The following is a 12,941-nucleotide window of genomic DNA, read 5'->3' on the forward strand; positions in this document are numbered from 1 at the left end:
GCACCGTCAGCCGGTCTGCTCCTCCGGCCGGGCGTCCTCGGCCCAGCGGGTGTGGAACACGCCCGGCCGGTCGGCGCGGCGGTAGGTGTGCGCGCCGAAGTAGTCGCGCTGGCCCTGGGTGAGCGCCGCCGGGAGCCGCTCGGCCCGCAGACTGTCGTAGTAGGTCAGCGCGGCGCCGAAGCCGGGCGTGGGGATGCCCAGCTCGGCGGCGGTGGAGACGACCCTGCGCCAGGCACTCTGGGCCTCCTTCAGGGCCGCCGCGAAGTCCTCGTCCACCAGCAGCGTCGGCAGCTCCGGGCGGGACCGGAAGGCGGAGCGGATGCGGTCCAGGAACGCGGCCCGGATGATGCACCCGGCCCGCCAGATGGCGGCGACCTCGGCCCGGTCGACGTCCCAGCCGTACTCCTGGCTGCCGGCGGCGATCTGGTGGAACCCCTGGGCATAGGCGACGATCTTGGACGCGTACAGCGCCTGCTCGACGTCGTCGGCGAAGCGGTCGTAGGCCGCGCTGTCCAGCATGGTCGGGGTCGGGCCGGGCAGGCCACGCGCGGCCTGCCGCAGGTCCGCGTGGCCGGACAGCGAGCGGGCGAAGACCGCCTCGGCGATGCCGCTGACCGGCACCCCCAGGTCCAGCGCGGTCTGCACGGTCCAGCGCCCGGTGCCCTTCTGCTCCGCCTGGTCCAGCACCACGTCCACGAACGGCTTGCCGGTGGCCGCGTCCTTGTGGTCCAGGATCTGCGCGGTGATCTCGATCAGGTACGAGTCCAGCCGCCCCTGGTTCCAGCCCCGGAAGACCCCGGCGATCTGCTCCGGCGGCAGCCCGAGGGCGTGCCGCAGCAGGTCGTACGCCTCGGCGATCAGCTGCATGTCGGCGTACTCGATGCCGTTGTGCACCATCTTCACGAAGTGCCCGGCGCCGTCCGGGCCCATGTGCGCGACGCAGGCCGCGCCGTCCGGCGCCTTGGCGGCGACGGCCTCCAGCATCGGCCCCAGCGCCCGGTAGGACTCCTCCGAGCCGCCGGGCATGATGCTCGGCCCCAGCAGCGCGCCCTCCTCGCCGCCGGAGACGCCGGTGCCGACGAAGTGGATGCCGCGCTCGCGCAGCTCCCGCTCGCGGCGGCGGGTGTCGGCGAAGTGGGCGTTGCCGCCGTCGATGATGATGTCGCCGTCCTCCAGCAGCGGCGCGAACTCGGCGATCACCGCGTCCGTCGGATCGCCCGCCTTGACCATCACCAGCAGCCGCCGGGGCCGCTCCAGCGCGGCGACGAACTCCTCCGCGCTCTCGGCCGGGACGAACGACCCCTCGTGGCCGAACTCCTCGACCAGGTCGCGGGTCCTGGCGGCGGTCCGGTTGTGCACGGCGACGGTGTAGCCGTTGCGGGCGAAGTTCCGGGCCAGGTTCCGGCCCATCACCGCCAGACCGGTCACCCCGATCTGCGCCGTTCCCTGGCCGGACGGCCGGCTGCCGGACTGCTGGGTGGGGGGCATCTGCACCACGTCCTCTCGCACGGGTTCGCCTCGACGGGCCGCTCCTTGGAGCTTCGCAGCGCGGCGGGCAGGCGGCACGTCGGGACGCGGCGGCCCCCAGCGCGGCCTAGAGTCGAAGGGACGGGGGATCCGCCGCCTCCTGGGAGCCCGTGATGACCGCACACGACCCCTCCACCCGCGTCGACGTCCTGCTCACCGGCTGCGACGAAGAGGACGCGGACACCGTCTTCCACGCCCTGGAGACCGCGTTCCCGCAGGCGGAGCCGGTCCCCGGGCCCTCCGCGCAGGGCGCGGGCCGCCCCACGGTCTGGTCCATGAGCCTGGACCCGCGCACCCACCGCACGGGCGCGCACCCGGAGTCCCTGCACGGGCCGGTCAGCGCCGACCTGTTCGGCAGCCCGCACGAGGTGCACGAGGTGCACGCCGCCCTCACCGACGCCTTCGCGGTGGAGGACCGCGGCGCCGTCTCCGGCGACCAGGAGATCGAAGTCCGCCTCCGCCTGACCGCCCTGTCCCCCGCCTGACCCCTGCGCGGGGCACGGCCTCCGGGCGTCACCGCAGCCGCGACGCGCCGGGCCCCGTTCCGCACCGTACCCAAGCCCGCCTCGCGGGTCAGTGCCGTGCCGACCCGCGCTGCGCGGGGCGGCGCCGTTCCGGCGCGCCGAGCCGGGCGGTGCCCGGACCCAGGGCCGCCCCGCTGGGCGGCATCGGGCTCACCATGCCGGACGGTGCCCGTGCCAGGCCGTCTCGTGGGGGCAATGCCGTGCCGACCCGCGCTGCGCGGGGCAGCGCCGTTCCGGACTCACCGAGCCGGGTGGTGGTTGCCGTACCGGGCCGCCCCCGGGCGCGCTGCGCCGGGCCCGGCCGTGGTCGCCGTGCCGCGCGGCGCGTCCGGCGGGCGGCTGCTCCGGGTGCGGGCCACAATGGGCCCATGCTGCTTCAGCAGGTCGCCGCCGTGTCGCAGGCCACCGCGGCGGAACCGGCCCGCAATGCCAAGGTGCGGCTGCTGGCCGAGCTGCTCCGGGGCCTCGGCCCGGACGACCGGCACGCCGCAGTCGTGCTGCTCTCCGGCGAGTCGCGGCGGATGCGGGTCGGCGTCGGCCCCGCCGCGCTGCGCGAGCTGCCCCCGCCGGGCGAGCAGCCGCAGCTCGGCATCGCCGAGACCGAGCGGGCGCTGCACGCCATCGCCGAGGTCCAGGGGCCGGGCTCGCAGGCCGAGCGGCACCGGCTGCTGACCGCGCTGTTCTCCCGCGCCACCGCCGAGGAGCAGGCGTTCCTGCGCGCCGTGCTGGGCGGGGAGCTGCGGCAGGGCGCGCTGGACGCGGTCATGGGCGACGCCGTCGCCAAGGCCGCCGGGGTGCCGGTCGCCGAGGTCCGCCGGGCGCTGATGTTCCGGGGCTCGGCGGCGGCCGTCGCCGACGCCGCCATGGACGGCGGCTCCGCCGCGCTGCGCGCCTTCGGCCTGCAGCTGGGGCGTCCGATCCGGCCCATGCTGGCCGCCTCCGCACCGGACGTGGCCTCCGCACTGGAGCGGATCCGCCCCGCCGCGCTGGAGTGGAAGCTGGACGGTATCCGGGTGCAGGTGCACCGCGACGGGGACCGGGTCAACGTGTACACCCGCAGCCTGGACGACATCACCGCGCGCGTCCCGGAGGTGGTCGAGGCGGTGCGCGCGCTGCCGGTCCGCTCGGTCGTCCTGGACGGCGAGGCGCTGGCGCTCACCCCGGAGGGACGTCCCCGGCCGTTCCAGGTCACCGCCGCGCGCACCGCCTCCCGCAAGGACACCGAGGCGCTGCGCGCCGAGACCCCGCTGAGCGTGTTCTTCTTCGACCTGCTGCACCTCGACGGCGCGGACCTGCTGGACACGCCCGGCGAGCGCCGCTTCGCCGAGCTGGCCGCCGTCGTCCCGCCGGAGCTGCGGGTGCCCCGCCTGGTCACCGCGGACGGCGACGGCGACGGCGAAGGCGATCCGGCCGCCGCCGAGGCGTTCTTCCGCGACGCCCTCGCCCGGGGCCACGAGGGCGTGGTGGTCAAGGACCTCCAGGCACGCTACGAGGCGGGGCGGCGCGGAGCCGGGTGGATCAAGGTCAAGCCCCGGCACACCCTGGATCTGGTGGTGCTCGCCGCCGAGTGGGGCAGCGGCCGCCGCCGGGGCTGGCTCAGCAACCTGCACCTGGGCGCGCGGGCGGACGGCGCGCCGGACCTGCCCGAGGGCACCGGCGAGTGGGTGATGCTGGGCAAGACCTTCAAGGGCCTGACCGACGAGCTGCTGGACTTCCAGACCCGGGAGCTGCTCCAGCGGGAGGTCCGCCGGGACGACTGGACGGTGCACGTGCGCCCGGAGCTGGTCGTTGAGATCGCCTTCGACGGCCTTCAGCGCAGCCCCCGCTACCCGTCCGGGCTGACCCTGCGCTTCGCCCGGGTGCTGCGCTACCGTGCGGACAAGCGCCCCGAGGACGCCGACACCATCGCCGCCGTCCGCCGGCTGGCCGCCGAGGGGCTGTGATCCGCCCGCCGGGGCGGCTGACGCCGCCCGCCGCGTACGGGAACTGACGGCGGGCCCGAGCCCGCGGGCCGACCGGACGGCGCAGCAGAACCGGACGGCCGAGTAGAACGCGACCCGGCGTCAGCGGTACGTAAAAATAGGACAAACACGTCCGCAGGCCCGCCCGGCAGCAGGTGGTGCGCAAAGTGATACGCGGGGTCCACCTCGAATCGCAGTGGCGCCGAGAGGCGCTGCGCACCAATCTCTGGCTGGTCCCCTCGCTGGAGGTGGTGCTCGCGGTCGGACTCTTCCTGGGGACCTGGGAACTGGACCGGGCCGCCTACCGGGGCTCGCTGACGCTGCCCTCATGGGTGATCAGCGGCAGCTCCGACGCCGCCCGGCAGATCCTGGCGGCCATCGCGGCGGCGCTGATCACCGTCGTCGGCGTGGTGTTCTCCATCATGATCGTGACGCTGACCCTGGCCTCCACCCAGTTCGGCCCCCGGATGCTGCGCACCTTCATCCGCGACCGCACCACCCAGCTGACCCTGGGCACCTTCGTCGCCACCTTCGTCTACGCCATCCTGGCGCTGGTCGCCATCGGCCCGGGACCGCACGGCGACTTCGTCCCGCACCTGTCGATCACCGTCTGCCTGGCGCTGGTCCTGGCCGACCTGGCCGTGCTGATCTTCTTCATCCACCACATCGCCACCTCCATCCAGCTGCCCCGGGTGATCGCCACCATCGCCGCCGAGCTGTCCGACGCCATCGAGGCCGGGGCGGGGGAGCCCGAGTACGAGGGCAGCATCGAACGCGGCCCCTCGGCGGAGGAACTGCACGTCCGGCTGGACTCCTCCGGCGGCTCCGTCCCTGCACCGGCCAGCGGCTACCTGCAGTTCGTCCGGCACCGGACGCTGGTGCGGATCGCCACCGAGCGGGGCGCGGTCATCCGGCTCGACCACCGCCCCGGGCACTTCCTGGTGAAGGGGCACCAGCTGGCCACCGTCTGGCCGGCCGAGGCCGCGCCGGAGGTGGCCCACAGCTTCGCCCAGGCGCACATCACCGGCTCCTCCCGGACCCTGGCGCAGGACATCTCCTTCGCCGTCGACCAGCTGGTCGAGATCGCCATCCGCGCCCTGTCCACCGCGGTCAATGACACCTTCACCGCGCTGACCTGCATCGACTGGCTGGGGGAGAGCCTGTGCCGGATCGCCGGACACTGGCAGCCCAACCCGGTCCACCGCGACGCCGAGGGCTGGATCCGGGTGATCACCGTGCCGGTCAGCTACGAGCGCCTGGTGCAGCGCTCCTTCGAGAAGATCCGGCAGTCCGGGAGCGGAATGCCCGCGATCCTGATCCGGCAGCTGGACGCCCTCGCCTCGATCATGACCGAGACCACCACCCCGGACCAGCGCCAGGTGCTGCTGGACCAGGCCCGGATGATCGAGCGGGTCAACGCCGACTCGGTGCCGGAGCCGGCCGACCGCCAGGACGTCCACCGCCGGTACCTGGCCCTGCTCGCCCTGTACGAGCGCCTCGGCAGCTCCGCCGACTGACCGCCGCTCGCGTGTATCTGACGTAGCGTCAGTCCGCCTTGGGTGCACGGTCGATGACGGCGGCCAGGTCCAGTCCGGTCGGCAGGGTGCCGAAGGCCAGGCCGTGGTCGCCGGTCAGCCGGGAGCCGCAGAAGGCGTCGGCCACGGCGGTGGGGGCGTGCCGCACCAGCAACGAGCCCTGCAGGACCAGGGCCATCCGCTCGGCCAGGCTCCGGGCGCGCAGTTCGGCGTCGGCGCCCGGCACCAGGGCGTCGCGCAGCTCGCGCCAGGCCCGGTCGAGCCGGGCGTCACCCCCGGCGGCGGCCTCGACCTCGGCGGCGAAGGCCGCCAGCGACTCCGGCTCCCGGCCGAGGGCGCGCAGCACGTCCAGCGCCTGGACGTTGCCGGACCCCTCCCAGATGCCGTTGAGCGGGGCCTCCCGGTACAGCCGGGGCATACCGGACGCCTCGTCGTAGCCGTTGCCGCCCAGGCACTCCAGGGCCTCGGCGACCGCCGCGGGCTGGCGCTTGCAGACCCAGTACTTGCCCACGGCGGTGGCCAGCCGCAGAAAGGCCCGCTCGCCCGCGTCGCCGCGCTGGGCGCGGTCCACCGCCCCGGCGACCCGCAGCGCCAGCGTGGTGGCCGCCTCGGACTCCAGCGACAGGTCGGCGATCACATTGCGCATCAGCGGCTGCTCGATCAGCCTGGCCCCGAACACCGAGCGGTGGCGCACATGGTGGACCGCCTGGGTCAGGGCGGTCCGGGTACCGGTCGCCGAGCCGAGGATGCAGTCCAGCCGGGTCATGGTGACCATGTCGATGATGGTCCGCACACCCTGGCCCTGCGGGCCGACCAGCCAGGCGACGGTGTCGTCGAACTCCGGCTCGCTGCTGGCGTTGGAGCGATTGCCGAGCTTGTCCTTGAGCCGCTGGATGCGGAAGGTGTTGCGGCTGCCGTCCGGCAGCACCCGGGGCACCAGGAAGCAGGACAGGCCGCCCGGGGCCTGCGCCAGCACCAGGAACAGGTCGTTCATCGGCGCGCTGGTGAACCACTTGTGCCCGCGCAGTCGCCAACTGCCGTCCGGCTGCTCGACGGCGGCCGTGGTGTTGGCCCGGACGTCGGTGCCGCCCTGCTTCTCGGTCATGCCCATCCCGGCCAGCAGCCCGCGCTTGCCCTGCGGTGCGCGCAGCCCCGGGTCGTACACCCGGCTGGTGAGCAACGGCTCGTAGACGGCGGCCAGCTCGGGCGCGGCCCGCAGCGCCGGAACGACGGCGTAGGTCATCGACACCGGGCAGCCGTGACCGGCCTCGGCGGAGCTCCACACCATGAACCCGGCCGCCCGGGCCACATGGGCCCCGGGCCGGTCGTCGGCCCAGGGCGCGCCGCCCAGGCCCTCGCCGATCGCCACCTCCATCAGTGCGTGGTAGGCGGGGTGGAACTCGACCTCGTCGATCCGGTTGCCGTAGCGGTCGTGCGTCCGCAGCTCCGGCTCGTGCCGGTTGGCGGCGTCGGCCCACTGCTGCACCTGCTCGCTGCCGGCCAGCCGGCCGATCCGGTGCAGATCCTCCAAGGACCACGCGGCGCCCTCCCGCCGGACCCCCTCCAGCAGGACCGGATCGTCCGCGACGTCATGCCCGACCAGCGGCGGGACCTGGTTGGTCACCTGGTGCGTGACGGCGGTGGGGTGGCTGTGCGTCGGGGCGTCGGCGGTGGTCGTCATCGGGTCCTCCGGATCAGCGGGCAGCGGCAGGGGGCGTGCGGGCGGCGGCGGGCGCGGCGCCCGCGCAGCGCAGGGACATGGCGGTGAGCTCGGCGACCAGCCCGTCGGCGGCGTCCTGGTCCGGCGCGGACAGCGGGTCCACCAGGACCTCGCCGATGGCGCCGGTCAGCGCGGCGGCGGTGACCTGCTCGTCCTGCGAGGGCAGCAGCCCGGCGGCGACGCCCTCGCGGACCACCTCGGCGAACAGGTCCCGGTAGCGGCGGCGGAACTCCAGGCGCTCCTGGCCGACCGCCGGTTCGGCGGGCGCGGCCAGCAGGGCGTAGGCCAGCCCGCGCCGCTCCAGCGCCCGCCGGGCGAAGACGCTGACGCCCAGCGCCAGCCGCTCGACCGCGTCGCCGCCACCGCCGCGCAACACCTCGCCCAGCACCTCGACCTCCCGGCCCGAGGCCCGCCGGAACACCTCCACCGCCAGCGCCGCCTTGGACGGGAAGTGCTGGTACACCGACCCGGCCGACATCCCGGCCGCCGCCGCCACCGCCGTCACCGACGCCTGGGCCCAGCCCACCTCCGCCACCACGCCGATCGCCTGGTCCACCAACCGCTCCCGGGCAGCCAGCAACCGCTCGTGCACAGCGGGCGTCCTGCGATAGGCCATACAAGAAGTGAACCACCGTTCAGCCCTTCACACCAGGCCCGCCCACGGAAGATGTCACGCGGGGAAGGGCGTGGTGCGGGCAGCAGCCAGCGGCGGCGGTGCCCGGGGTGCGGGCGGTTGGTTGGGGGCCGCCCGCACCGGGGGTTCAGCGGGGCCGCTGTCGGGGCCCCGGGGGGAGGGTCACTTGAACCAGTACAGGACGCCCTTGTGGTGGCTGCAGGTGCCGGAGAAGTGCGCGGAGAAGCTGAAGGTGTGGTCCTTGCACTCGGCGGTCGCGCCCTTGGGGTGCTTGGCCTTGAGGTTGCAGGTGCCGGTGGTGTGGTGCGCGCAGCCCTTGGTCGCCGCCGGGTGGGCCGTGGCGGCCTGGGCCTGGCCGGCGGGTATCAGCAGCGCCGCGGCGACGGCGAACGCGGCGACGGCGCTTCTCAGCGTCGTCGGGCGGGTGAGGGTGGCGGTGCGGCTCATGGGCGACTCCCCTGGGGTGGTCGGACGAAAGACCAGCATCCTCGCGCCCCGGTGGCCCCGCGCGCCGGGCGAACGCCCGAGTTGTGATCGAACGGTGACGGTGTGTGCGAATTCCGTGAAGCGCATATGGTTCGACGGGCGAACTAGATTTTGGTACGTTCGCCCCATGGCCGACTCAGCGCCCGCTCCGGCGCCCCCCAGTGACGAATACCAGCGCAGCGTGCGGGCAGTACGGGCGCTGGCCCGGGTCTCACGCGTGGTCGAACGGGCCGGTGCGGAGCTGAACCTGGCGCACTACCGGGTGCTGTCGGCCGTCGCGTCGGGCGACCAGCGGGCCTCCCGGCTGGCGGCCCGGCTGGCCCTGGGCAAGCCCACCATCAGCACGGCGGTGGACGCCCTGTGCAGGCGCGGCCTGCTCCTGCGCACCGAGGACGCCGAGGACCAGCGCGCGGTCGCGCTGTCGCTGACCCCGCAGGGTCGGCAACTGCTGGACGAGGTCGAGGCCGAGATGATCGCCCGGGTCGCCCAGCTGTGCGCCAGCACGCCGGACGGCGACCGGGTGATCGAGTCCCTGGCCTGGCTCGGCGACGCGCTGGACGCGACCTATCCGGAGCGTCAGCAGCAGCGCCGGGCCGCGCGCGGAAAGCAGGAGCGGTGAAGGCGCGCGGGCGGGGCGCGGCGGCGGAACCGGGCTGGATCCGCAAGCTGGGCGGTCTGGTGCTGGCGCACCGGCGCGACGTGCTGCTGGCGCTCGGGGCGGCGGTGCTGGGCAGCGCCTGCCAGGTGGTGGTGCCGCTGCTGGAACGGCAGATCGTCGACGGCGTGATCGTCAGCCGGACCAGCGCGCTGTGGCCCTGGCTGACGGCCCTGCTGGTGCTGGCCGCGGCCGGTTTCGGCTTCGCCTACCTGCGGCGCTTCCACGGCAGCCGGGTCGCCCTCTCGGTACAGCTGGACCTGCGCAATGCCATGCACGCCAAGCTCCAGCGGATGGACTTCGCCGGGCTGGACCGGATGCCCACCGGGCAGCTGGTGGCCCGCGCCAACTCCGACTCCACCCTGGTGCAGGGCCTGCTGAGCTACCTGCCCAACGTCAGCGGCAACGTGCTGTCGATGCTGCTCTCGCTGGGGGTGATGGTCTGGCTGTCGCCGCTGCTGGCGCTGGTCAGCCTGGTGATGGTGCCCGCCCTGTTCGCGGTCTCCTACCGGATGCGCTGGCGGGTGTTCCCGGCCACCTGGGACGCCCAGCAGCGCGAGGGCGACGTCGTGCAGATCGTGGACGAGGACGTCAACGGCGTCCGGGTGGTCAAGGCGTTCGGCCAGGAGCAGCGGGAGCTGCGCCGGGTGGCCGAAGCCAGCGGGGTGCTGTACGGGGCGCAGCTGCGCGCGGTCCGGCTGGCGGCGCGCTACCAGCCGCTGCTGCAGGCCATCCCCTCGCTCGGGCAGGTGGCCGTCCTGGCCCTCGGCGGCTGGCTGGCGCTGCGGCACGACCTGAGCCTGGGCACCTTCCTGGCCTTCTCCACCTATGTCGCCCAACTGCTGGCACCGGCGCGGCAGCTGGCCGGGCTGATGGTGGTCGCCCAGCAGGCCAGGGCGGGCGTCGACCGGATCTTCCAGCTGCTGGACCGCGCACCGGCCATCGCCGACGCCGCCGACGCCGTCCAACTGGAACGGCTCCGCGGCGCGATCGAGTTCGCGGACGTCCGCTTCGGCTACGACAGCGACGCAGACGCCGACACAGGTGCTGACACGGACGCCGACGCCGGCGCCGAGGTGCTGCGCGGCCTGGACCTGAGCATCGCCGCAGGCGAGCGCGTGGCCCTGGTCGGGGCCAGCGGCAGCGGGAAGACCACGGCCACCCTGCTGGTCTCCCGCTTCTACGATCCCACCCACGGCGTGGTCCGGATCGACGGCCACGATCTGCGCTCGGTGGCGCTGGACTCGCTGCGCTCCCAGGTCGGCATGGTCTTCGAGGAGAGCTTCCTGTTCTCCGACACCGTCGCCGCCAACATCCGCTACGGGCGGCCCGACGCCACCGACGAGGAGATCCGGGCCGCCGCCCGGGTGGCCCACGCGGACGGCTTCATCGACGCCCTGCCCGCCGGCTACGACACCGTGGTCGGCGAGCGGGGGCTGACCCTCTCCGGCGGCCAGCGGCAGCGGATCGCCCTGGCCCGGGCCGTCCTCAGCGACCCGCGCATCCTCGTCCTGGACGACGCCACCAGTGCCGTGGACGCCACCACCGAGGAGGCCATCAACGCCTCGCTGCGCAGCGTCATGGCCGGGCGCACCACCCTGCTGGTGGCGCACCGCCGCTCGACGCTGCACCTGGCCGACCGGATCGTGGTCATGGACGGCGGCCGGGTCCTGGACCAGGGCACCCATGAGGAGCTGGTCGAGCGCAGTACGGCCTACCGGACGCTGCTGACCGGCATCGACGAGGACGCGGCCGAGCAGGCCGGGGACCGGATCGAGGCGCTGGCCGCCGTGACCGGCGCCGTGACCGCCACCGCCTCGGCCTGGTCGGGCGGCGCCGACAGCGGCGGACGCCGCTACACCGCCCGGACCATCGGTGCGCCCACGCTGGGCGCGGGCCTGGGCCGCAGCGGCGGGGGCGGCTGGCGGCGGACGCTGGCGCCGACGCCGGAGCTGCTGGCCCGGGTGGCGCGGCTGAAGCCGGTGCGCGACACCGCCGAGGTGGACCTGGCCGCCGAGTCGGCCCGGATGCCCGGCTTCACCCTGGCCCGGCTGCTGCGCGACTTCCGCCGCCCGCTGCTGCTGGGCCTGGTCCTGGTGGTGCTGGACGCCCTGGCCTCGCTGGTCGGCCCGGTGCTGGTGAAGACCGGCATCGACCAGGGCGTCGCGGCCGGCTCGTCCGGCGTGCTGTTCACCGCGTCGGCGCTGTTCCTGGCGGTCACCCTGGCCGACCTGGTCGACGGCATCGGCGAGACCTTCGTGACCGGGCGCACCGCGCAGCGGGTGATGCTGTCGCTGCGCATCCGGATCTTCGCCCAGCTCCAGCGGCTGTCGCTGGACTACTACGAGCGGGAGATGGCCGGGCGGGTACTGACCCGGATGACCACCGACGTCGACCAGTTCGAATCCCTGGTGGAGAACGGGCTGCTGTCCGCGCTGGTGTCGTTCGTGACCTTCGTCGGCGTCGGCGTCGCCCTGGTCGCCTTCAATGTCGAGCTGGGGCTGTACACGCTGACCATCGTGGTGCCGCTGACGCTGGCGACGCTCGTCTTCCGGCGGCGGGCGGCGCGCCTGTACAGCCTGGCCCGGGACCGGGTGGCGGCGGTCAACGCCGACTTCCAGGAGAGCCTGTCCGGGGTCCGCGAGTCGCAGGCGTTCGTCCACCAGGAGCTGACCGAGCAGCGGTTCCGCAGCCTGGGCCGCGACTACCTGCGGACCAGGGTCCGGGCGCAGCGCCTGGCCGCCACCTACTTCCCGTTCGTGCAGTTCCTGTCCGCGGTGGCGGATGCCATCGTGCTCGGCGTCGGCGCCGGGATGATCAGCTCCGGCCATCTGACCACGGGCGCCCTGATCGCCTTCATCCTCTACGTCGACCTGTTCTTCTCGCCCATCCAGCAGCTCTCCCAGGTGTTCGACTCCTGGCAGCAGACCCGGATCTCGGTGGGCCGGATCGCCGAGCTGATGAACCTGGACACCCGCACCCCGCAGGCCGAGCAGCCGGTCGCCCCCGGGCGGCTGCTCGGCGCGGTCACCCTGCGCGACGTGCGCTTCTCCTACCCGGTGGCGCAGCCCGTCCGGCCGGGCCCGGAGCGGAGGGGCCCGGCCGACGCCCGGCCGCTGCCCGGGGACGGCGTCGCGGCCGTCAAGCCGCCCGAGGCGCTGCGCGGGGTGGACCTGTCGGTCGCCGCCGGCGAGACCGTGGCCCTGGTCGGGCAGACCGGGGCGGGCAAGTCCACGGTGATCAAGCTGCTGGCCCGCTTCTACGACCCGGACAGCGGCAGCGTGCACGTGGACGGCCACGACCTGCGCGCGCTGGACACCCCGGCGTTCCGCGCCCAGCTGGGCTACGTGCCGCAGGAGGCGTTCCTGTTCACCGGCACGCTGCGCGACAACATCGCCTACGGCCGCCCGGCGGCCACCGACGCCGAGGTGGAGGCGGCGGCCCGGGCGGTGGGGGCGCACGACTTCATCGCCGCGCTGCCCGGCGGCTACCACCACGAGGTCTCCGAGCGGGGCCGCTCGCTGTCGGCCGGGCAGCGGCAGCTGATCGCGCTGGCCCGGGCCGAACTGGTGGACCCGGTCATCCTGCTGCTGGACGAGGCCACCTCCAACCTGGACCTGGCCACCGAGGCCAGGGTCGCCGAGGCCATGCAGCGGGTCGCGCACGGGCGCACCACCATCGTCATCGCGCACCGGCTGCAGACCGCCCGGGCCGCGGACCGGATCGCGGTCCTCGGCGAGGGGCGGGTCCAGCAGGTCGGCAGCCACGAGCAGCTGCTGGCCGAGGGCGGCGGCTACGCCGAGATGTGGAAGGCGTTCGAGCTGCTCGGCGGCGACCGCCCGGCCCTGCAGCCCGCCCCGGGCGGCCCGGCGGCGGACTGACGGCGGACTGACGGCGGG

9 protein-coding genes are annotated in these 12,941 nt (G+C 74.5%); 5 read left to right on the forward strand and 4 right to left on the reverse strand.

What is annotated here, in order from left to right; all coding sequences use genetic code 11:
* Positions 1-6: 6 nt before the first annotated feature.
* A complete protein-coding gene (gene gndA / locus GXW83_RS17005; protein WP_182443905.1) occupies positions 7-1,488 on the reverse strand; it encodes an NADP-dependent phosphogluconate dehydrogenase in 1,482 nt (493 codons plus the stop codon).
* Between the two features lie 152 nt (positions 1,489-1,640).
* On the opposite strand from gndA, the gene GXW83_RS17010 reads away from it, so the two are divergent.
* The 3 genes from GXW83_RS17010 to GXW83_RS17020 all read left to right on the forward strand — a co-directional run bounded on the left by GXW83_RS17010 (position 1,641) and on the right by GXW83_RS17020 (position 5,529).
* Positions 1,641-2,012 (forward strand): hypothetical protein, encoded by a 372-nt coding sequence (locus tag GXW83_RS17010; RefSeq protein ID WP_182443906.1) that lies wholly within the window; start codon positions 1,641-1,643, stop codon positions 2,010-2,012.
* A gap of 407 nt (positions 2,013-2,419) precedes the next feature.
* Positions 2,420-3,994 carry an ATP-dependent DNA ligase gene (locus tag GXW83_RS17015; protein WP_182443907.1) on the forward strand — a complete coding sequence of 525 codons (1,575 nt, stop codon included), beginning with the start codon at positions 2,420-2,422 and terminating at the stop codon, positions 3,992-3,994.
* Between the two features lie 176 nt (positions 3,995-4,170).
* On the forward strand, positions 4,171-5,529 hold the full coding sequence (locus GXW83_RS17020) for a DUF2254 domain-containing protein (RefSeq protein WP_225447047.1): 1,359 nt from the start codon (positions 4,171-4,173) through the stop codon (positions 5,527-5,529).
* Positions 5,530-5,557: 28 nt separating this feature from the next.
* Here the strand turns inward: GXW83_RS17020 and GXW83_RS17025 are convergent, their stop codons facing one another.
* From GXW83_RS17025 to GXW83_RS17035, 3 genes are all read right to left on the reverse strand, one after another.
* Positions 5,558-7,228: an acyl-CoA dehydrogenase family protein gene (locus tag GXW83_RS17025; protein ID WP_182443908.1), complete on the reverse strand. Its 1,671-nt coding sequence runs from the start codon at positions 7,226-7,228 to the stop codon at positions 5,558-5,560.
* A 13-nt stretch (positions 7,229-7,241) separates the two neighbouring features.
* Positions 7,242-7,883 carry a TetR family transcriptional regulator gene (locus tag GXW83_RS17030; RefSeq protein ID WP_182443909.1) on the reverse strand — a complete coding sequence of 214 codons (642 nt, stop codon included), beginning with the start codon at positions 7,881-7,883 and terminating at the stop codon, positions 7,242-7,244.
* 180 nt (positions 7,884-8,063) lie between these two features.
* Positions 8,064-8,348, reverse strand: a complete 285-nt coding sequence (locus tag GXW83_RS17035; RefSeq protein ID WP_182443910.1) for a DUF3761 domain-containing protein — start codon at positions 8,346-8,348, stop codon at positions 8,064-8,066.
* A gap of 166 nt (positions 8,349-8,514) precedes the next feature.
* On the opposite strand from GXW83_RS17035, the gene GXW83_RS17040 reads away from it, so the two are divergent.
* Positions 8,515-9,006: a MarR family winged helix-turn-helix transcriptional regulator gene (locus GXW83_RS17040; protein WP_182443911.1), complete on the forward strand. Its 492-nt coding sequence runs from the start codon at positions 8,515-8,517 to the stop codon at positions 9,004-9,006.
* Complete coding sequence (locus tag GXW83_RS17045) at positions 9,003-12,923, forward strand: ABC transporter ATP-binding protein (protein WP_182443912.1); 3,921 nt, start codon at positions 9,003-9,005, stop codon at positions 12,921-12,923. Before GXW83_RS17040 ends, GXW83_RS17045 begins: the two co-directional genes overlap by 4 nt.
* The last annotated feature ends 18 nt before the right edge of the window (positions 12,924-12,941 follow it).

Origin of the sequence: Streptacidiphilus sp. PB12-B1b, from assembly GCF_014084125.1 — a bacterium.
GTDB lineage: Bacteria > Actinomycetota > Actinomycetes > Streptomycetales > Streptomycetaceae > Streptacidiphilus.